Origin of the sequence: Rhizobium herbae (assembly GCF_017873135.1) — a bacterium.
GTDB lineage: Bacteria > Pseudomonadota > Alphaproteobacteria > Rhizobiales > Rhizobiaceae > Pararhizobium > Pararhizobium herbae.
In genome coordinates this window covers 437,946-455,862 of sequence record NZ_JAGGJV010000002.1, presented here as the reverse complement: position 1 = coordinate 455,862, position 17,917 = coordinate 437,946, and the positions used below count along the sequence as shown (strand labels likewise).

Sequence of the window (17,917 nt, the reverse complement as noted above, 5' to 3'; positions counted from 1 at the left end):
TTGAAGCTGAAAAATCAAGGGTACAATCGAAAGCCGCCAGAAAAACCGGCTGCTTTCCCGGCGATTACCGCGACAAGCGAGACATCAGCCGCGCCGTATAGTCGACCATCGGCACGATGCGCGAGTAATTCAGCCGCGTCGGGCCGATGACGCCAACGGCGCCGACGATCTTGTCGTCGCTATCCCTGTAGGGCGCGACGATCAGCGACGAGCCCGAGAGCGAGAACAGCTTGTTTTCCGAACCGATGAAGATGCGCACACCCGGCCCGCTTTCGGCCAGGTTGAGGATTTCGATCAGGCTGTCCTTCTTTTCCAGATCGTCGAACAGCATGCGCAGGCGGTCGACATCCTCTGCGCCGGCCAGGCCCTCAAGCAGATTTGCGCGGCCGCGCACGATCAGCTGCGTCGGCTTGTCGTCGGCCTCGCTGCCCGACCAGATGGCAAGGCCGCGCTCGACCAGATCCTGGCTCAGCGTATCGAGTTCGCGCCGGACGATCTCCTTGACCTTCTCAAGCTGGCTGCGCACCTCCGGCAGCGTTTGCCCGGCCAGATGGGCATTGAGAAAATTGGCGGCTTCCGTCAGCTGCGAGCTGGTGATGCCGGCCGGAAGTTCGATGATGCGGTTTTCCACCTGATCATGCTCGCCGACGAGCACGGCGAGCGCCTTGGTCGGAGCCAGACGGACGAACTCGACATGCCTGAGTACCGGATCGTTCTTGGCAGTGATGACGAGCCCTGCCCCGCGCGACATGCCCGACAGCATCTGGCTGGCATCATTCAGCAGCGTTTCGACCGGCTGGTCGCGGTCGGCGCGGCGCACATGCCGGTCGATCGAGGCGCGGTCCTCGGCCGACAGATCGCCGACCTGCATGAACGCATCGACGAAGAAGCGCAGGCCCACCTGGGTCGGCAAACGGCCGGCGCTGATATGTGGGGAATAGATAAGGCCGAGATCTTCCAGATCGCTCATGACGTTGCGCACGGAAGCCGGCGACAGCGACATCGGCAGGATGCGCGACAGGCTGCGGGACCCGAGCGGCTCGCCGCTTTCCAGATAGCTCTCCACGATGCGACGGAAGATTTCGCCCGAACGCTCGTCGAGCGCCGAAAGCCTTTCCCGCATTGCAGATTTATCCAGCACCATTCGAACGCGAAAACCCATCCTGTTGAAGTCTATTGAAATATAGTGATCCCGGCCCGGATAGCAAAAGGGAAATTGGCTGGAAAGCCCGCCGTACAGCGCCTTTTGCGGCTTTTCACTCTTTTGGCGCAAATGAATTCCCTTCCAGCCAACATAGGCTTGAGCGCTTCATCTTCAAACGGAACCATTCTGCCGGAAGGGTTGGCTGAAACCGGCCGTCCGCAGCGTCGGCCGGCTTGTACGATGGCCCCGGCATCGCCCTGCGCCGACCTTCTCGCGGCCCGGCGGGTTTGAGCCAACAGAATTGCTTCCGTTTGAAGATGAAACGCTCTAGAAGGCTGACAAACATTACAGGAGTTCATGATGCGGCCTTCCGGCAGAAAAACCGACCAGATGCGCAAAGTCTCGTTCGAGCGCAACATTTCCAAGCACGCAGAAGGATCCTGCCTCGTCAAGTTCGGCGACACGCATGTGCTGGTGACGGCAAGCCTGGAAGAAAAGACGCCGCCGTGGCTGCGCAACAGCGGCAAGGGCTGGGTCACCGCCGAATACGGCATGCTGCCGCGCGCCACCGGCGAACGCATGAAGCGCGAAGCCGCTTCCGGCAAGCAGAGCGGCCGCACCCAGGAAATCCAGCGCCTCATCGGCCGCTCGCTGCGCGCCGTGGTCGACCTGCAGGCCCTCGGCGAACGCCAGATCTCGATCGATTGCGACGTCATCCAGGCCGATGGCGGTACCCGCACCGCATCCATCACCGGCGCCTGGATCGCGCTGCGCGACTGCCTTGCCTGGATGGAAGCGCGCAACATGATCAAGGTCGAGAAGGTCCTGAAGGATCATATCGCCGCCATCTCCTGCGGCATTTTTGCCAATCAGCCGGTGATCGACCTCGACTATCTTGAAGACTCGGCCGCCGAAACCGATGCCAATTTCGTCATGACCGGCTCCGGCGGCATCGTCGAGATCCAGGGCACGGCGGAAGGCAAGCCTTTCTCGGAAGAGGAGTTCGGCACACTGCTGGGTCTTGCCAAGAACGGCATCTCGGAACTGGTTGGCATGCAGAAGCAGGCAATCGGGGGCTAAGCCATGGCCGCACCGTTCGAAGGCATTCTGGAGACGGCGCTCTATGTCGATGACCTGGATGCGGCGGAGGCGTTCTACGGCTCCGTTCTCGGGCTTGAGAAAATCAGCCGTGCCGGCAACCGGCATATCTTCTTTCGCTGTGGCCCCGGCGTGCTCTTGATCTTCAATCCGGCGGAAACGACCAAGCCGCCGCCGGCAGACGGGCTGCAGGTTCCGCCACATGGCACGCACGGCCCGGGACATATGTGTTTCCGGGTGCCTGCCGGGCAGCTTGGCGCCTGGGAAGACAAGCTGAAGGCCGCCGGGATCGCGATCGAAACCGAGGTGCTTTGGCCATCAAGCGCGCGCTCCTTCTACTTCCGCGATCCGGCCGGAAACAGCCTGGAATGCGCCGAAGCCAGCCTCTGGAATTTGAACTGACACGAATTGGCGAGAAAGACGCAGATGCGCAAGCTTGAAGACAAGACCCTGATCGTCGCCAGCCACAATGCCGGCAAGATCCGCGAAATCCGCGACCTGATCGGCCCGATGGGCTTCGAGGCGAAATCCGCCGCCGACCTCAACTTCGTCGAGCCGGACGAGACCGGCACGACCTTCGAGGAAAACGCCACGATCAAGGCGCTGGCGTCGGCAAAGGCGTCGGGCCTGCCGGCGTTGTCGGACGATTCCGGCCTTGTCGTCGATGCCCTGAACGGCGACCCCGGCGTCTATACGGCCAACTGGGCCGAGACAGCCGATGGCACGCGCGATTTCGCCATGGCGATGCAAAAGGTCGAGACCGCCATCCAGGAAGCAGGCGCCACAGCCTTCGACCGGCGCACCGGCCGCTTCGTCTCGGTTCTGTGCCTCGCCTGGCCGGACGGGCATGTCGAGCTGTTCCGCGGCGAGGTCGAAGGCCATATCGTCTGGCCGCCGCGCGGGACGCAAGGGTTTGGCTACGACCCGGTCTTTCAACCGCTCGGCTATGACACCACATTCGGTGAAATGAGCGCCGAGGAAAAACATGGCTGGAAACCGGGCGATGCGCAGGCATTGTCGCATCGGGCACGGGCGTTCAAGCTTTTTGCCGAGACATGCCTCAGTGCATAGAGTGACGGCTCTCCTGAGCGCCGCGAGTGGGTGGGTTGGAGGTTGACTGAATATCTCTCCTCCGTCATCCCTGTGCTTGTCACAGGGATCCAGTGGCGTCGCGTCTGCGACGCCAGGGACTCCTTCACGCGACGGACGTCGCGTGGCTGGATTGCTGTGACGAGCACAGGAATGACGGTGTGGTAAGTTTCCGCTCTAACCCGTAAATACCTGCGACCTCGATTACTCTGCGCCTTGGCGCCTGAAAGACCTAAAACAGAATGGCCACTTTTTCTTCCATCGGCGACAGCAAGGAGCCCGGTTTCGGGGTCTATGTGCATTGGCCTTTCTGCGCCGCCAAATGTCCCTATTGTGATTTCAACAGCCATGTCCGCCATCAACCGGTCGATCAACCGCGCTTTGTCGCCGCGTTTCTCACCGAAATGGCTGCGATGCGGCATATGTCCGGTCCGCGCACCGTCACCAGCATCTTCATGGGCGGCGGCACGCCGTCGCTGATGAACCCTTCGACGGTCGAGGCCATTCTCGACGGCATCGCCAATCTCTGGCATGTGCCTGATGGTATCGAGATCACCATGGAAGCCAACCCGTCCAGCGTCGAGGCGACCCGTTTCCGCGGCTATCGTGCCGCCGGCGTCAACCGCGTCTCGCTCGGCGTGCAGGCGCTGAACGACCGGGATCTGAAGTTTCTCGGCCGGCTGCACAATGTCGAGGATGCGCTGAAGGCGATCGGCCTGGCGCGCGATATCTTCCCGCGCATGTCCTTCGACCTGATCTACGCCCGCCCGAACCAGACCGTCGAGGCCTGGGAACAGGAACTGAAGCAGGCCGTTTCCTATGCTGTCGATCACCTGTCGCTCTACCAACTGACCATCGAGGAAGGCACCCCCTTCTACGGCCTGCATAAGGCAGGCAAGCTGATTGTGCCGGATGGAGAGCACTCCGCCGTGCTTTATGAGGCAACGCAGGAGATTACCGAAGGCTTCGGCATGCCGGCCTATGAGGTTTCCAACCATGCCGCTCCCGGTGCCGAGAGCCGCCATAATCTGACGTACTGGCGCTATGGCGACTATGCCGGCATCGGCCCTGGCGCCCATGGCCGGCTGACGCGCGGCCGCGACAAGATCGCCACATCAACCGAACGCAAACCGGAAGACTGGCTGCAACTGGTCGAGGAGCACGGTCACGGGATGATCGACCAGGAAGTGCTCGGCTATGACGAACAGGCCGACGAATTGCTGCTGATGGGCCTGCGGCTCAAGGAAGGCATCGACCTCGTGCGCTGGCAGGGCCTGTCCGGGCGTGAGCCCGATCCGGATCGCGAGCAATTCCTGATCGAGCATGGCTTCATCGAGCGGCTGGGCAATTCCCGCCTGCGCTGCACGCCAGCCGGCATGCTGATCCTCGATGCGGTGGTTGCCGATCTCGCCTGCTGAGCTTCACCATCACTGGCATACGGAGAGAGTTAGCCCTTCGCTGCCTTGTTTGTCGCGGCCGCCAAGCCTTTGGAAATCGGACCGGCAATACCGGCCGACAGCATCGCGTTCAGGCCGGCAGCAGTCGTGCCGCCGTAATCCGTGAATGTTTTTACGGTCCCTGCCGGCGTTTCAGCCGCTTGTGCAATCCATGTGCCGGCGCCAAGAAACAGCTGGCGAACGGCCGTGTCCGCAATATCGGGCGCGACGCCATTCTCGATCGCGTCGCGGATCATCACGTCGGCAAAGGCTGCGATGAAGGCCGGGCCTGAACCGGTCAAGGCCGTGAAGTAGTCCAGTTCGTCTTCCGCCAAAAGCCGGGTGGTCTTTCCGGAGCAGGCAAAAAAGCCATCCGCGAAGGCCCTGTCGGCATTGCTGACGTCCGGCGTCGCATACCAGGGCGTGAAGGACAGCCCCTGTTCGGCGCAGGCATTCGGCATGGCGCGGATAATCCGCCTGCTTTTGAAGTGGGCAAAGAGCGCTGCCGCAGAAACGCGCGCCATGACCGAGACAATCAGCTTACCCGACAGGTCCAGATCGAGCCCATCGATATCTTCCGGCCGGACCGACAGAATGACGATATCCGACTGCGCGGCAAGCGCTCTATTGTCGGTGGTGAACCGGATATCCGGCCAGGCTTCGAAACCTGCCGTATTGCCGCTGCGCGACGACAGGACGAGGCTATCGGGGGCGACGAAACCCTTGGCCAATGCTGGGCGAAGCAAAGCCCCGCCCAGCCAGCCGGTTCCGCCGATGACGCCGACTGTGGTCAAGCCCACTCGCCCTTGCGCATGACCGGCACCTTCGCGCCATCCGCCCGAACGCCGTCGATATCGACCTCACCGGAACCGATCATCCAGTCGATATGGATCAGGCTGGAATTGCCGCCCTGCGCCGTGATCTGTTCCTGGGACAACGACGCCCCTTCGAGGAAGCATTTCGAATAGCACTGGCCGAGCGCGATATGGCAGGAGGCATTCTCGTCGAACAGCGTGTTGTAGAACAGCACGCCGCTGGCCGAGATCGGCGAGGAATGCGGCACCAGCGCCACTTCGCCGAGACGCCGGGCGCCCTCGTCGGTATCCAGCACCTTGTTCAGCACCTCCTCGCCCTTCGACGCCTTGGCCTCGACGATCCGGCCGCCTTCGAAGCGGACCCGGATATCATCGATCAGCGTGCCCTGATGCGACAGCGGCTTGGTGCTCGACACATGGCCTTCGACCCGCAGCGCATGCGGCGTGGTAAAGACTTCCTCGGTCGGGATGTTCGGATTGCAGGTGATGCCGTTTTTCGCCGTCGAGGCGCCGCCGTGCCATTCATGGCCATCGGCAAGACCGACGGTGAGATCCGTCCCCGGGCCGGTGAAATGCAGGGCCGAGAAGCGCTCGCCGTTCAGCCAGGAGGACCGTTTGGCGAGATTGGCATTGTGCTGCCCCCAGGCGGCGATCGGATCGTCAACATCGACGCGCGAGGCGGCGAAGATCGCATTGGCGAGTTTTTCGACGGCGACGGCTTCGGAATCGTCGGGAAACATCTGCCTGGCCCAGGCGGGATTGGGATAGGAGACGATGTTCCAGTTGATGTCGAAGTTGGAGATTTTCTCCAGCGCCGGCTTGTAGGCCATCGACATGGCCTTGTTGGCACGCGCCACCTTGGCCGGGTCCTGCGCCGCCAGCATCATCGGGTTGTCGCCGGAAATGGCAAGCCGCGCGGTATTGCTGCCGAAGGCCTTGGCCATGCCGTCGTAGAGCCAGCCGCTTGCCTTGTCGAAGCTCTCGTCCGGGGCATGGGCGTAGCGGGCGAGCGTCGTTTCCTCATCCGAGTAGAACGTCGTCACCAGCCCGGCGCCGGCGATATAGGCATGTTTGGTAATCAGCCGCACCAGCGGCAGCGCCGCGATCGGCGCTGTGATCAGCAGATCCTGCCCACGCTGCAACTGAAGGCCGACCTTGACGGCGACTTCGGCGAGTTTGTCCAGTTTGACGGGGTCGACGGCTTGATGGGCGGGGGAATGGAAGGTCATCGCATATCCTGCTGGCTTGTTATTCCGAAGCACCGTTTTAATGCGCTTCAGATCAAAACAGAAGGCTTTTGCGACGACCGGTCAGGCCGCGATCTTGCCAAGCGTCAGCAGGTGAGCCTCGTGGTGGCGAAGGAAGGTCATCAAACGGTCCTGATAATCATCCGTCACCGCCTCTACCACGCTTGGCCGGACGGCCAGCGCCTTGCGCCAGGCATTGACGCCGGCAAGACCACCGAAGATGCCGCTTTCGAACAGGCGCTCGAACAGTTCGAAATACCGGAAGACCGGTGCAAAGACGGCGTCGACCATGCTGAACTGGGTGCCGGCAAAATATGGCCCCTCGCCCAGCTCCTGTTCCAGCGTCGAGAATTTCATGGCAAGAGATGCACGCCTGGCTTCGAACAACGCTTCATCCTTCGTCGTCTCATAACCCCAGAGATCGGCGAGGATCGACGAACCGAATTCCATCCAGCCGCGATGCCGGGCACGCAACAGCGGATCGGCGGGGTGGAGCGCGGCACCGCTCTGCGTTTCCTCCAGATATTCGCAGATGACAGCGCTTTCGAACAGGATCGCATCGGCACGGCCGCGCGGAACCGCGAGCAACGGTACCTTGCCGAGCGGCGAGATGCGCAGGAACCAGTCCGGTTTTGCCGCAAGATCGATGTATCGCCGCTCGTAGGCGACGCCTTTTTCCGACAGCACGATCGAGGCGCGCTGAACATAGGGGCAGAGGTGGTGGCTGATAAGCGTCAGCGTCTTGGAGTGCATAGGACTTTGCTCCTTTCGGTTTCAACGGGCGAAGGCGGGGCGTGAATGGCGCAGGGAAGACCAGGCAAATGCGCCCTCCCCAAGCAGCGCCTGGGCGACCGAGAGGACGAGCAGATACAGCGGATATTCCCAGCCGCCGCCGGGCGCCGTGAACACCCAGCCGTTGCCGGCATGGGCAAACAGGATCGCGCCTGCCAATGCCGGCATCAGCGCAATGGAAACCAGCCGAACGTGGACGCCGAGGACGAGCAAGGCCCCACCGATCGCCTCCGCCGCGAACGTTAAGTACGCAAGCCAGCCGGGCAGCCCGATCGAGACAAAATAGCCTGCGGTGCCTGCGAGCCCGAAGGTGAAGAATTTGAGGACGATGCTGTGGGCGAGATACATGATGCCGAGGCTGATGCGCAGCAAAGCTGCTGCATAGGCGGCGCGCTGTTCCTGTTTCATGCGAGTGCTCCGATTAATAGATGCATTTGCATATATTATCGTTTGCCAACTTCGTCAAGATAGATGTAAATGCATTGATGTCTCTGAAAGCACCCCATACGGGCCAAGCGCCCGACGCCGAAGTCACGCAGGCCTGGATCAATCTGATGCGGGCGCAGCAGCGCGTGCTTACAGCCATCGAGCGCGACTTCAAGGATGCCGGGATGCCGCCGCTTGGCTGGTATGATGTACTCTGGGAGTTGGCACGGGCGAAGGATGGGCGCTTGCGGCCGTTCGAAATCGAGGAGAGGACACTGCTGGCACAGTACAACCTTTCCCGTCTGCTCGACCGGCTGGAAAAGGACGGTCTTGTCGAACGTGTCACTTTCGATGAAGACGGCAGGGGCCGCTGGGTGGTGATTACCGAAAAAGGTCGCGGCCTGCGGGAGGCCATGTGGGAGGTCTATGGCAGGTCAATCGCACGGCATCTGGGGGCGAAACTGCCGGACACCGATGCGGCACAACTCGCGGGCCTGCTGTCGAGACTCACTTAGTCAGGCAATCAGCGGCGCTGCGACCGCATTCAGCGCCTTGCGCGCATCATCGGGTGCCAGCCGCACCTGCAGGCCGCGCTGGCCGCCATTGATATAGACGAGCGGCTCGGCAAGGGCCGCCTCCTCGATCGCCGTCGGGACCTGTTTCTTCTGCCCGAACGGACTGATGCCGCCGACATAATAGCCGGTCAGCCGCTCGGCCTCGGCCGGCTTCATCATATTGGCCGACTTGCCGTGAAAAGCTGCCGCCAGCTTCTTCATGCTGACTTCGCGATCGGACGGGACGACGACGCAGACCGGCTTGCCATCCACTTCGGCCATCAACGTCTTCAGCACGCGGCGCGGCTCCTCGCCCAGCGCCTCGGCAGCCGCCATGCCGATCCGCTCGGCCGAGGGGTCGTAGTCGTAGGTGTGAACCGTAAAGGCTGCGCCGGCCTTGGTCAGCGCTAGCGTGGCGCGGGTGCTTTTCGACATGGTTCTCCGTGTATTTCAGCGAGATGGATGTCAGCGTTGGTGATCACGATCAAGCTGATCCAGGAGTTCCAGGCCTCGCGCTTTATTGCCGCGCTCCGCCCTTAGTCGGAATCGCGTTTCAGCATCGAATTCGGCGATCGCCTTGGCGGAAAACTCTTCGAAAAGTTTGTTGAGACTTGTTCCGCGCGCAGATGCAAGCGCCTTCAAACGCTCGTGTTGATCGTTCGGCAGCCTTATCGTTAATGTGCTCATCTCAAAATTCCCTTTCTGCCAACAATTCGCCGGCCGTCTGGATGGTCAATTGCGGAAACAGCAATTCGGCGCGCGAAAAAGCCCGTTTATTAGCAGTCACGATGACCGCCGCGCCACCGCCAATCGCCAATTCGATGAAGTGGTTGTCAGCCTCATCCCTGAGATTGGGGCGCCAGAGATAATAGATTGGCACCCAGAGACAGCAGGACAAGAATGCATCCAGCAATTCTGCTCGCTCTGGAGGCGAAAGAAACCGGCCGGAGAACAGGTCTTCCCTCGCACAGATATCCTCATATTCGGCAAACAGAGAATTACCCATCAATGGCGTCAATCGCCCTTGGAGGCACAGGCGAATAACAGCTCGCGGGGCACCATCCGTGTTCATAATCGCGGACACAAAGATGTTCGTGTCGATAACAACCTTCATCTCATTATGATAGCATATCAGCTATCACAATTCGAATCGAAATCGCATTTTCTAAAAAGCTGCCGCATAGATGTCCGGTTTGAACCCGGCGATCAGTTCTCCATCGCGATCGAGTACCGGCCGCTTGATCATCGAGGGCTGTGCGAGCATCAGGGCGATCGCCTTGTCTTCGTTGAGATCCCGCTTGTCGGCATCCGGCAATGCACGAAACGTCGTGCCGGCACGGTTCAGAACCGTTTCCCAGCCAAGCGCCGCCGTCCAGCGCTGCAGGGCTTCGCGCGAGACGCCGGAGGTCTTGTAGTCGTGGAAATCATAGGCGATGCCCTGGCTTTCCAGCCAGGTCCGCGCCTTCTTCATCGTGTCGCAATTCTTGATACCGTAGATCGTGACGGACATGCTTCATCCCTTGCCTGATTGGCAAGCGGGATAGCATGAAGCGGACAGGCTGCAAATATGCCTGATCCGGCCGGATCAGCGCTCCAGACTGTCGATCAGCTGCGGCAGGTCGGCAACCGTCTCGATGATATGATCCGCGCCCGCCGCCTTGAGCCTGGCGCCGACCTTTTCATGCAGCGCCGCGCGCTCATTGGGTGAAAGAGCCGCAAGCTCGGCCGGGGTCAGGCCCGCCTCGTTGCCCGACAATGTCAGGCCGACGGTGATGCAGCCCGCCGCCACGCCTTCGGCGATGCCCGGTTCGGTATCGTCGACCTTGATCACGGCGCCGGCCGGATAGACCATCAGGTCGAGGAAGCACTTGTACATGCCGATCGGCGTGGGGCGGCCGAGCGGCAAGTCGTCGGCGCAGATGAGGTTTTCCGGTGCATAGCCCTGTTCGGCAGCGATCGGCAGGACGCGTTCCATGATCGAGCGTGTATAGCCGGTGGTCGAGCCGATCTTCATGCCCTTGGCCCGCAGATAGGCGACGGTTTCGAGCGTACCGGGTATCAGTGTGCAATAATCGCTGACCACCTCCTCGTTGAGCGGCACGAACAGGTCATAGACCTTGTCGATCGCGCTTTCGTCCGGCGCCGTTCCCTGCGCCGCTGCCCAGCGTGCAGCGATGTGCGGCTCGGACAGCATGGCGCTGATATGGGCGCGCTTCGGCAGGCCCATCGGCTTGCGCGCATCGGCAATGGTCACGTGGACACCGAACTTGGCGAAGGTTTCGACGAAGGCGCCCATCGGTGCGAAAGAGCCGAAATCGATGACGGTGCCGGCCCAGTCGAACACCACGGCCTTGAACTTGCTCATGCGACACTCCCATAAAGTTCGTTGATGGTTTCCTCGCCGATGGCAAAGGCCGTCGAGGCGCCGCAGCCCGCGGTGACGATCACGACGCGAGTGGAATCAGACGGCCTGTCCGTGAAACGCCAGCGATCCGGCGCCGAGGCATAGGTCCCGATCCAGCGCTCGGCAACGGCGCGGCCGGGCAGATCGAGAACGCGGTCGAATTCGCCGAGCATCAGCGTGTCGACGGCGTCCGACGCGAAGGGATCCGGTGTGACGGCATAATGATGGCTGTCGCCGACGACCAGCGAGCCATCGGCCGACTGGGTGACGATCAGATGGATGCCATTGTCGCGCTCCGCTTTCAGCTCCGTATCCAGCCGCTTCTTGAGCGGCTCTGCTTCCGGCAGGTCGGCGTAACCGAGATAGCGGCCAAGCCCGAGATCGGACATCACCGCGGTCTTGAAATCGACGGGCCGCTGCGGCCGCAGACGCAGCATCTGCAGCTTGCAGCGGGTGACGTTGTAGACGGCGATCCGCTCGGCGAACAGGCCGGTGAAATCATCGCCGGGGCAGACAATCACCGCCTCGGCTTCGACCGCGCCGCGTGCGGTCTCGACGCGCGGCGGCTCGACGGCGGTGACGGCCGTATCCCTCATGAATGTCACGCCGTATTGCTCAGCGAGAAAGCCCGCCAGAAGCGGAATGGCGGTGCGGGATTCGACGCGGATTTCATGCGGGCTGTAAAGGGAGACGCGGGCCGCATCCGAGCGCAGACAGGGAATATATTCCTGCGCCTGAGATGCCGTGATCTTCGCGCAGCCCTCCGCCATCTCCGTGCGCAGGAAGGCATCGATGACCGCTTCCGACTCTTCGAGCCGGGACGCCAGCACCATGCCCCGCTGAACAACCGCGATGCCTGCCCTATCGGCCGTTTCCGCCCAGACGTCGCGCGCCCGCCGCGCCATCGCCCAGCAATCGCCGGCGCCCTGGCCGGTCACGGTGACGAAGCCGAAATTGCGAACCGATGCGCCGTTTGCCTGCGCATCGCGATCGATGATGATGACCCTCTTGCCGCGCTTGGCCGCGGCATAGGCATGCGCCAGACCGACGATGCCGGCACCGACAATGGCAAGATCATAGACAGGCATGCGTTTTCTCCCGCGCGCCTTCCGGTTCGGATCCGGATCGGCTCGCGGCTAAAGAACGCAAGTTTATAAAGGGAATATGACAACCGCAGGCGCGCACGGCGATTGGCCAATTTATTCGAGCATACTACCCGCGACGCGGGAAAGCGCGCCTCGCGAACGATGAAAAAGTGAAGACCGGGCGACAGCGGTGGTTCAGGCTTCCAGCGTTCCCGGCTTGCGCGCTGCCCGTGTCCGCTCACCACAGGCGATTTTCATCAGATTGTCCCGGCGACGGGCGAAGCGCTGCGAGGTCCGCGTGACAATCAGGCCGGCTTGCGGGGCGTGTATATCGATCGTGCCCCGCTCGGTACCGGGCGCAGTGACGATCGTCGCAAGCAGGTCGCCGGCGGCGACGGTGTCGCCGATCGTGCGGTGAAACAGCACGGCGCCTGCCTCCGGCGCACGAATCATCTCGATATTGTCGAGCGGCGTCGCCGGTCCCTTGAACGGCTCGAGAGTGACGGCATCTCCGATGACGATGCCGCGCCCGGCAAGGAAGCGCCAGAGCCCGTCGGCATCCTTGCGGGCCATCTCCGGGTAGACATCGCGCGTGCCGCGAAGCTCGACCGTCACCGACAGCCTACCGGGCAGCCGCGCCGCCTTTTCGGCGGCTTCGTACTTCCAGGCGTAACCCACCGCCTCTTCGAACGCGGAGCTTTCGCCATCGGCGAGGAACACGGCCTTCATGTCGAGCGCCGAAGCCAGGTCGGATGCCTCCGGCCAGAAGGCTTCGTCGATATAGGCATATTGCAGGGATTCGTCGTCGCAATGCAGGTCGAGCACCAGATCGGCACCGAGCGCCATATGCAGCAACTGCCGCTTCAGCCGATCGGTGGCCGGATAGCGATCGAGATCATCGACCAACGTCTGCCGATCGCCGAGCGGGATCAGCGGGAAGTCGCGGTTGAAATTGGTGCGTGAACCGAGATCGAAACGGCCCTGCAACTCGCCGAAATGCGATTGCGCCGTGCCGATCGGATTGGCCTGCGGCACGATGGTGATGTCGCCGCGGATTGCGCCCTCGGCCTCCGCCTGCCGCAGCCGTTCACAAAGGAAATGCAGCAGCGCCGTGCCGGGCAGTTCGTTGGCATGCAGCGCCGCCTGGATGTAGACCGACGGTGCCGCCGCATCGCTGCCCTCAAACCGGATGACGGGCAACCGCCACTCGATACCCGGCGTGTCTCCGCCGATGACGATTTCCGAAATTTCCACCGCTTGCTCTTTTCTGGCATGGCCCTCTACGCGACCCGCTTCTTGCCGGTTCCGTGCCAAACTTCAAGCGGCAAATAATGGCCTCCTCACCCCAGAAGCGGCCAGCGCCCGAGATATTCGTACTCGCTTCGCCCCACCAGACTATGGATCAGAACGAACTCCCGGACCATCCAGCGGACCGGCTCCGCCAGTTCGCGCTCCGGCACGCTCGCCTCGTCGTAAAGCAGCGTCATGTGCGGCTTGAAGCGCGGATTGTAGGAAAAGATCAATCCGGCACTCCACATCTCCTTGGCCAGCTGCACATGCAGATCCATCATCTCCTCGCTGCGCACACCGCTGCTGAGGACCAGCGGCTGCGCATAGCCGGTGGCAAAGCTCATGACACGATCGAAGGTCACTTCGAAGGGCATGGCCCTGACGTTCGACATCGCCGCGCACGCCGTGAACACCACATCTTCCGGCAGATGGGGATAGGCACCGATGGCATTCAGCGAGACATGCATCAACTGGGGCGGACGGACATTGCGCGACAGGCCGTGTTCGGCTGACACCCGCCGGCCGATTTCGACCGCCTGGAGCGCCGTCTCGCGTTCCGGCACGACGGCGAGAAACAGATTGCTCTTGATGGTTTCGTCAAATTTACGCGAACGCAGACCGCCCGCATCACCGAACGCAAACGACTGTTGATTGCGGCGCACGACCTCATTCCCGGCTTTTCCAAGCATGGCAGACCTCATCCCTTTTTGAATGACGCGAGTATAACCGGGAGGTATTTTTCGTCAAGAACAAAACACGAACATATGAATTTATTCCCACATCCACCCCGAAACTTTGACGCGCGCGCGGGACGATTCCAGCGCCGCGGCAAGGCCTCCAAGACCGCACGAAACGGATCGCCTCGATCGGCGGTGCGTCTCGCCTGCGGTCATGCCGCCTTGCCGGCCAAAGCCATAAGGGAGGCAGGCAGGTTGCGGCCGGCAGTCTCGATTGCCGCTAAGCTCCGCGCCTCCGGTCATGGATTTCCGGAATCTCCGGCGTCAGGTTGTCATTGCCAATCGTCCATCTCGTAGAGCGGCCGGATTTCGATCTCGCTCGGTCCCGGCATCGGATTGGGGCAGCGCTTCACCCAGGCGACCGCCTCATCCATGTCCTTGACGTCCCAGAGCCAGTAGCCGGCGACCAGCTCGCGGGTTTCGGCGAACGGCCCGTCGATGACGGTGCGGCCGGGACCATCAAACGCAACACGCTTGCCCGCCGAGGAGGGTTTGAGGCCATCGGCGTCGCGCAGGATGCCGGCATCGCGAAGCTCGTCATTGAAACGCCCCATCGCCTCCATCATCGCGTTCGTCTCGGGCGTGGGGAAAAAGCCCTTCTCACTGTCCTCGGTTGCCTTCACGAGTACCATGACACGCATCGTCCATCTCCCTGTTAGAGCCGGGCTCATCGGCCTGGCATCCTAACGACGAACGGGGCTCTGGGAAATCGACATGGGCCTGCGATTTTTTTCGACGGTGGAGGCGCAGGATGCGAGTCTTGGCATCCGCAGGCTGCCGGGCGCGATGTTCATCAACGCAAGACGCATTCCTTAAAGACAGCAGCCCCCTTGCATCCCGCCCTCCGCCGGCTATATACTGAACCATATGGTTCAGTATATTACACCCCGTCTCGACGCCTCGTTCGCCGCGCTCTCGGACGCCACCCGACGCGGCGTTCTGGAGCAGCTCGGGCGAGGCGACGCTTCGATCACGGAGCTTGCCGAAAAATTCCACATGACCCTGACGGGCATGAAGAAGCATGTCGGCGTCCTGGAGCAGGCCGGGCTGGTCACCACGGAGAAGGTCGGCCGCGTGCGGACCTGCAAGCTCGGCCGCCGCCGGTTGGAGGAAGAGGCGGCATGGATCGAGAGCTACCGCCAGCTCTGGGATACACGCTTCGATGCGCTGGACGAGATTGTCGAGGAATTGAAACAAAGGGAGAAAGTCGATGGACGAAAGAAGTGATGGTGAATCCACGAGCAGTCGCACGACGATCGAACGGAAGTCCGAGCGCGAGCTGGTCGTGACGCGGATCTTCAACGGCCCGGCGCGCATCGTCTACGAGGCGTGGACCAGGCCGGAACTGTTCATGCGCTGGTGGGCGCCGAAGTCGACGGGCGTACCTCTGCTGTCCTGCGACATGGATGTTCGCGTCGGCGGCGGCTACCGCGTCGCCTTTGGCCAGGATGCCTCAAGCGCCATGGAATTCTTCGGCAAGTATCTCGAAGTGATCCCGAACGCGCGCCTCGTCTGGACGAACGAGGAAAGCGAAGATGCCGCCGTGACCACGGTGACCTTCGAGGACAAAGGCGACGTGACGCTTCTGACCCTCTCCGAACTCTACCCCTCGAAGGAAGCCCTCGACGAGGCCATCGAAGGAATGGAAGGCGGCATGCCCGAACAGTTCGAGCAGCTGGACGAGCTTCTTGTCGCCTTGGGCGCAAGCGCGGGAGGGTCCTGACGCCTTCGGTGGTGCGACCCTCGCGCCGGTTGCAATACGGTGCAACATTCGCGGACTGAACACCGCCGCTTTCCAAGCGATCGCAACTCGGCTTCCGACCGGATGGCGGCAACGTCGCCGGCAACGTCGCCGGCAACCTTGCCGGGCGTCAGTCGCGCGATATGGACAGCCCTGCGAGAAGCGGAGCATACGCGGCAAGCCTGCGGGATACGAACTCCGTGAAAAGTTGCACGCGCTTCGTCTTGCGTGTCTCTCCCTGCGTGAGAAGAAAGAGCGTTCCGTACATGTGCAGATCGGTGCCCGGCACCCTCACCAGTAGAGGGTCGGCATCTCCGACGAAGCACGGCAGTGTCGTGATCCCGAGCCCTTGCCGGACCGCAGCGATCTGCGCCTCGCCGTCCGTGATCCTGAATGGAACGCCGGTGGTGCGAACCTCACCCGAGCTGGCCCAATCCGGAATTCCATGCATGCTGATGACGACCCACCTTATAGGATCAGTCGCGCCCGTACGCCATGCGGCCAGTCGATCACGGGACATGTAGACGCCGCCGAACACCTCCGGCCCCTTCAGGCCGTGAAGATTGAGCGGCAGGGTCTTGCGGTCGTAGACGACGCGGATCGCCACGTCGGCCTCCCGGTTGGTCAGATTTGCCAGCTCGCCCGACGACAGGATTTCCATCTCGATATCCGGATGCAGACGCGCGAAATCGGCGAAGTCCGGCATGAGCAGCTGCGTCGCGAGAGGCGGGGCCAGCGTCACCCGCAGAAGCCCGCGCACGCTCTGGTCGCGCCCGAAGATGCGCGTCTCCAGCTGGTTTGACGACGCTTCCATCTGGTTCGCGAGCTCGAGCACCTCCTCGCCGGCAGCCGTCATGCGGTATCCCGAAGGCAGCTTTTCGAACATCTGCGCCCCGAGGCGGTCCTCGAACTGAGCGATGCGTCGCAGCACGGTCGAGTGGTTGACCCCGAGGCCCCCGGCGGCAGCCCGCACTGAGCCTCCGCGCGCCACGGCGAGAAAATAGCGAATGTCATCCCAGTCGATCATGGTGCAATCCGGCACCACGCGGTGCGCCTTCCAAAACCTGTATCTGACGCATCGTACAGTAGTACGGCCGACCATCATAGCTTGTGTCGATGATCGCGGCCCAATTTCGAACGGCGGACACCGGTCGTCGCAGCTGACGTCAACCGTCCAGCCGGATCGATTTTGCACCACCGATGTGCGCGCTTCCGCACTGAACAACGGACGCCAGCCAACCCATTTCGAGGGTCTCGGAGGCAAACGCTGTCCGACACGACGAAAGGAAAAATCATGGGAAAGCTTGAAGGCAAGATTGCCGTTATCACGGGTGGCTCGAGCGGCATGGCGTTGGCGAGCGCCAAGCGGTTTGTTGAAGAAGGCGCCTATGTCTTCATCACGGGCCGGAGACAGGAGGCGCTGGACGAGGCCGTCAAGCTGATCGGCCGGAACGTGACCGGCGTGCGCGGCGACGCGGCCAATCTCGACGACCTCGACCGCCTCTTCGATACAGTCAAACGGGAAAAAGGCAAGATCGACGTCCTGTATGCGAGCGCCGGCACGGGTGAAGCCGTGCCACTGGGCGAAATTACCGAGCAGCATTTCGATGCCACCTTCGGCCTGAATACGCGCGGCACGCTGTTTACGGTTCAAAAGGCGTTGCCGCTGTTCAACGATGGCGGATCGATCTTCATGACGGGGTCAGTTGCTTCGATCAAAGGGTTTCCTGGCTACAGTGTGTATGCGGCGAGCAAGGCGGCGCTACACGCATTCGCACGCGGGTGGCTCAACGAACTCAAGGGCAGGAATATCCGGGTGAACGTGCTGCATCCGGGGCCGATCGCCACACCGATGCAGGACCAAGTTCTCACCGAGGAGGCGAAGCAGATGTTCGAATCCCTGATCCCGCGGGGAAAGATGGGGCGTCCTGAGGAAATTGCCGCCGCCGCGCTGTTTCTTGCTTCAGACGATTCGAGCTTCGTGAATGGGGTGGAGTTGTCTGTCGACGGCGGCTTCTCGGCCATCTGAAATCGCACCGGACCGCCGGAAGCGACTAAC

The 17,917-nt window shown here is 61.9% G+C and carries 23 protein-coding genes; 8 read left to right on the top strand and 15 right to left on the bottom strand.

The window, feature by feature from the left end; all coding sequences use genetic code 11:
* Window positions 1-64: 64 nt before the first annotated feature.
* Entirely contained in the window at window positions 65-1,123 is a 1,059-nt protein-coding gene (hrcA, locus tag J2Z75_RS07495) for a heat-inducible transcriptional repressor HrcA (RefSeq protein ID WP_407692745.1), read from the bottom strand.
* A 381-nt stretch (window positions 1,124-1,504) separates the two neighbouring features.
* Here hrcA and rph point away from each other — a divergent pair, with 381 nt between their 5' ends.
* The 4 genes from rph (at window position 1,505) to hemW (ending at window position 4,749) form a co-directional block, all read left to right on the top strand.
* Window positions 1,505-2,224 (top strand): ribonuclease PH, encoded by a 720-nt coding sequence (gene rph / locus J2Z75_RS07490; protein ID WP_209850676.1) that lies wholly within the window; start codon window positions 1,505-1,507, stop codon window positions 2,222-2,224.
* 3 nt (window positions 2,225-2,227) lie between these two features.
* Window positions 2,228-2,644 carry a VOC family protein gene (locus tag J2Z75_RS07485; protein WP_209849932.1) on the top strand — a complete coding sequence of 139 codons (417 nt, stop codon included), beginning with the start codon at window positions 2,228-2,230 and terminating at the stop codon, window positions 2,642-2,644.
* A gap of 24 nt (window positions 2,645-2,668) precedes the next feature.
* Window positions 2,669-3,313: an RdgB/HAM1 family non-canonical purine NTP pyrophosphatase gene (gene rdgB, locus J2Z75_RS07480; protein WP_209849929.1), complete on the top strand. Its 645-nt coding sequence runs from the start codon at window positions 2,669-2,671 to the stop codon at window positions 3,311-3,313.
* Between the two features lie 260 nt (window positions 3,314-3,573).
* Window positions 3,574-4,749, top strand: coding sequence for a radical SAM family heme chaperone HemW (gene hemW, locus J2Z75_RS07475; protein WP_209849926.1), 1,176 nt, complete (start codon window positions 3,574-3,576; stop codon window positions 4,747-4,749).
* 29 nt (window positions 4,750-4,778) lie between these two features.
* On the opposite strand, the gene J2Z75_RS07470 is transcribed toward hemW, so the two are convergent.
* The 4 genes from J2Z75_RS07470 to J2Z75_RS07455 form a co-directional block, all read right to left on the bottom strand.
* Window positions 4,779-5,561 carry a pyrroline-5-carboxylate reductase family protein gene (locus tag J2Z75_RS07470; RefSeq protein WP_209849923.1) on the bottom strand — a complete coding sequence of 261 codons (783 nt, stop codon included), beginning with the start codon at window positions 5,559-5,561 and terminating at the stop codon, window positions 4,779-4,781.
* Window positions 5,558-6,811, bottom strand: a complete 1,254-nt coding sequence (locus J2Z75_RS07465; protein WP_209849921.1) for an aminopeptidase — start codon at window positions 6,809-6,811, stop codon at window positions 5,558-5,560. Before J2Z75_RS07465 ends, J2Z75_RS07470 begins: the two co-directional genes overlap by 4 nt.
* A gap of 81 nt (window positions 6,812-6,892) precedes the next feature.
* On the bottom strand, window positions 6,893-7,582 hold the full coding sequence (locus J2Z75_RS07460) for a glutathione S-transferase family protein (protein ID WP_209849918.1): 690 nt from the start codon (window positions 7,580-7,582) through the stop codon (window positions 6,893-6,895).
* Window positions 7,583-7,603: 21 nt separating this feature from the next.
* Window positions 7,604-8,029, bottom strand: a complete 426-nt coding sequence (locus J2Z75_RS07455) for a DoxX family protein (RefSeq protein ID WP_209849915.1) — start codon at window positions 8,027-8,029, stop codon at window positions 7,604-7,606.
* Between the two features lie 77 nt (window positions 8,030-8,106).
* Between J2Z75_RS07455 and J2Z75_RS07450 the strand changes: the two genes are divergently transcribed.
* A complete protein-coding gene (locus tag J2Z75_RS07450; protein ID WP_234937205.1) occupies window positions 8,107-8,562 on the top strand; it encodes a MarR family winged helix-turn-helix transcriptional regulator in 456 nt (151 codons plus the stop codon).
* Here the strand turns inward: J2Z75_RS07450 and ybaK are convergent, their stop codons facing one another.
* From ybaK to J2Z75_RS07405, 9 genes are all read right to left on the bottom strand, one after another.
* Complete coding sequence (ybaK, locus tag J2Z75_RS07445; protein ID WP_209849911.1) at window positions 8,563-9,036, bottom strand: Cys-tRNA(Pro) deacylase; 474 nt, start codon at window positions 9,034-9,036, stop codon at window positions 8,563-8,565.
* A 30-nt stretch (window positions 9,037-9,066) separates the two neighbouring features.
* On the bottom strand, window positions 9,067-9,288 hold the full coding sequence (locus J2Z75_RS07440) for a toxin-antitoxin system HicB family antitoxin (protein ID WP_209849909.1): 222 nt from the start codon (window positions 9,286-9,288) through the stop codon (window positions 9,067-9,069).
* A gap of 1 nt (window position 9,289) precedes the next feature.
* Window positions 9,290-9,715 carry a putative toxin-antitoxin system toxin component, PIN family gene (locus J2Z75_RS07435; protein ID WP_209849907.1) on the bottom strand — a complete coding sequence of 142 codons (426 nt, stop codon included), beginning with the start codon at window positions 9,713-9,715 and terminating at the stop codon, window positions 9,290-9,292.
* Window positions 9,716-9,766: 51 nt separating this feature from the next.
* Window positions 9,767-10,111 (bottom strand): ArsC family reductase, encoded by a 345-nt coding sequence (locus J2Z75_RS07430; protein ID WP_209849905.1) that lies wholly within the window; start codon window positions 10,109-10,111, stop codon window positions 9,767-9,769.
* Window positions 10,112-10,186: 75 nt separating this feature from the next.
* Window positions 10,187-10,966, bottom strand: coding sequence for a phosphonoacetaldehyde hydrolase (gene phnX / locus J2Z75_RS07425; RefSeq protein ID WP_209849903.1), 780 nt, complete (start codon window positions 10,964-10,966; stop codon window positions 10,187-10,189).
* Window positions 10,963-12,093: a TIGR03364 family FAD-dependent oxidoreductase gene (locus J2Z75_RS07420; RefSeq protein ID WP_209849900.1), complete on the bottom strand. Its 1,131-nt coding sequence runs from the start codon at window positions 12,091-12,093 to the stop codon at window positions 10,963-10,965. The genes phnX and J2Z75_RS07420 overlap by 4 nt, the downstream gene beginning before the upstream one ends.
* Before the next feature lie 192 nt (window positions 12,094-12,285).
* Window positions 12,286-13,344, bottom strand: coding sequence for a succinylglutamate desuccinylase/aspartoacylase family protein (locus J2Z75_RS07415; protein WP_209849897.1), 1,059 nt, complete (start codon window positions 13,342-13,344; stop codon window positions 12,286-12,288).
* Window positions 13,345-13,430: 86 nt separating this feature from the next.
* Window positions 13,431-14,042 (bottom strand): 2'-5' RNA ligase family protein, encoded by a 612-nt coding sequence (locus J2Z75_RS07410; RefSeq protein ID WP_209849894.1) that lies wholly within the window; start codon window positions 14,040-14,042, stop codon window positions 13,431-13,433.
* Window positions 14,043-14,389: 347 nt separating this feature from the next.
* Window positions 14,390-14,758, bottom strand: a complete 369-nt coding sequence (locus J2Z75_RS07405; protein WP_209849891.1) for a YciI family protein — start codon at window positions 14,756-14,758, stop codon at window positions 14,390-14,392.
* A gap of 226 nt (window positions 14,759-14,984) precedes the next feature.
* Between J2Z75_RS07405 and J2Z75_RS07400 the strand changes: the two genes are divergently transcribed.
* Window positions 14,985-15,344: an ArsR/SmtB family transcription factor gene (locus J2Z75_RS07400; RefSeq protein WP_209849888.1), complete on the top strand. Its 360-nt coding sequence runs from the start codon at window positions 14,985-14,987 to the stop codon at window positions 15,342-15,344.
* Window positions 15,328-15,840: an SRPBCC family protein gene (locus J2Z75_RS07395; RefSeq protein ID WP_209849885.1), complete on the top strand. Its 513-nt coding sequence runs from the start codon at window positions 15,328-15,330 to the stop codon at window positions 15,838-15,840. Before J2Z75_RS07400 ends, J2Z75_RS07395 begins: the two co-directional genes overlap by 17 nt.
* Before the next feature lie 148 nt (window positions 15,841-15,988).
* Here the strand turns inward: J2Z75_RS07395 and J2Z75_RS07390 are convergent, their stop codons facing one another.
* Window positions 15,989-16,885 (bottom strand): LysR family transcriptional regulator, encoded by an 897-nt coding sequence (locus tag J2Z75_RS07390; protein ID WP_209849882.1) that lies wholly within the window; start codon window positions 16,883-16,885, stop codon window positions 15,989-15,991.
* Between the two features lie 267 nt (window positions 16,886-17,152).
* On the opposite strand from J2Z75_RS07390, the gene J2Z75_RS07385 reads away from it, so the two are divergent.
* Complete coding sequence (locus tag J2Z75_RS07385) at window positions 17,153-17,887, top strand: SDR family NAD(P)-dependent oxidoreductase (RefSeq protein ID WP_209849879.1); 735 nt, start codon at window positions 17,153-17,155, stop codon at window positions 17,885-17,887.
* The last annotated feature ends 30 nt before the right edge of the window (window positions 17,888-17,917 follow it).

Coding starts and splice junctions, on each gene's coding strand:
- hrcA (WP_407692745.1), bottom strand. CDS start 1,123: ATGCGGGAAAGGCTTTCGGCGCTCGACGAGCGTTCGGGCGAAATCTTC.
- rph (WP_209850676.1), top strand. CDS start 1,505: ATGCGGCCTTCCGGCAGAAAAACCGACCAGATGCGCAAAGTCTCGTTC.
- J2Z75_RS07485 (WP_209849932.1), top strand. CDS start 2,228: ATGGCCGCACCGTTCGAAGGCATTCTGGAGACGGCGCTCTATGTCGAT.
- rdgB (WP_209849929.1), top strand. CDS start 2,669: ATGCGCAAGCTTGAAGACAAGACCCTGATCGTCGCCAGCCACAATGCC.
- hemW (WP_209849926.1), top strand. CDS start 3,574: ATGGCCACTTTTTCTTCCATCGGCGACAGCAAGGAGCCCGGTTTCGGG.
- J2Z75_RS07465 (WP_209849921.1), bottom strand. CDS start 6,811: ATGACCTTCCATTCCCCCGCCCATCAAGCCGTCGACCCCGTCAAACTG.
- J2Z75_RS07460 (WP_209849918.1), bottom strand. CDS start 7,582: ATGCACTCCAAGACGCTGACGCTTATCAGCCACCACCTCTGCCCCTAT.
- J2Z75_RS07455 (WP_209849915.1), bottom strand. CDS start 8,029: ATGAAACAGGAACAGCGCGCCGCCTATGCAGCAGCTTTGCTGCGCATC.
- J2Z75_RS07450 (WP_234937205.1), top strand. CDS start 8,107: ATGTCTCTGAAAGCACCCCATACGGGCCAAGCGCCCGACGCCGAAGTC.
- ybaK (WP_209849911.1), bottom strand. CDS start 9,036: ATGTCGAAAAGCACCCGCGCCACGCTAGCGCTGACCAAGGCCGGCGCA.
- J2Z75_RS07440 (WP_209849909.1), bottom strand. CDS start 9,288: ATGAGCACATTAACGATAAGGCTGCCGAACGATCAACACGAGCGTTTG.
- J2Z75_RS07435 (WP_209849907.1), bottom strand. CDS start 9,715: ATGAAGGTTGTTATCGACACGAACATCTTTGTGTCCGCGATTATGAAC.
- J2Z75_RS07430 (WP_209849905.1), bottom strand. CDS start 10,111: ATGTCCGTCACGATCTACGGTATCAAGAATTGCGACACGATGAAGAAG.
- phnX (WP_209849903.1), bottom strand. CDS start 10,966: ATGAGCAAGTTCAAGGCCGTGGTGTTCGACTGGGCCGGCACCGTCATC.
- J2Z75_RS07420 (WP_209849900.1), bottom strand. CDS start 12,093: ATGCCTGTCTATGATCTTGCCATTGTCGGTGCCGGCATCGTCGGTCTG.
- J2Z75_RS07405 (WP_209849891.1), bottom strand. CDS start 14,758: ATGCGTGTCATGGTACTCGTGAAGGCAACCGAGGACAGTGAGAAGGGC.
- J2Z75_RS07400 (WP_209849888.1), top strand. CDS start 14,985: ATGGTTCAGTATATTACACCCCGTCTCGACGCCTCGTTCGCCGCGCTC.
- J2Z75_RS07395 (WP_209849885.1), top strand. CDS start 15,328: ATGGACGAAAGAAGTGATGGTGAATCCACGAGCAGTCGCACGACGATC.
- J2Z75_RS07390 (WP_209849882.1), bottom strand. CDS start 16,885: ATGATCGACTGGGATGACATTCGCTATTTTCTCGCCGTGGCGCGCGGA.
- J2Z75_RS07385 (WP_209849879.1), top strand. CDS start 17,153: ATGGGAAAGCTTGAAGGCAAGATTGCCGTTATCACGGGTGGCTCGAGC.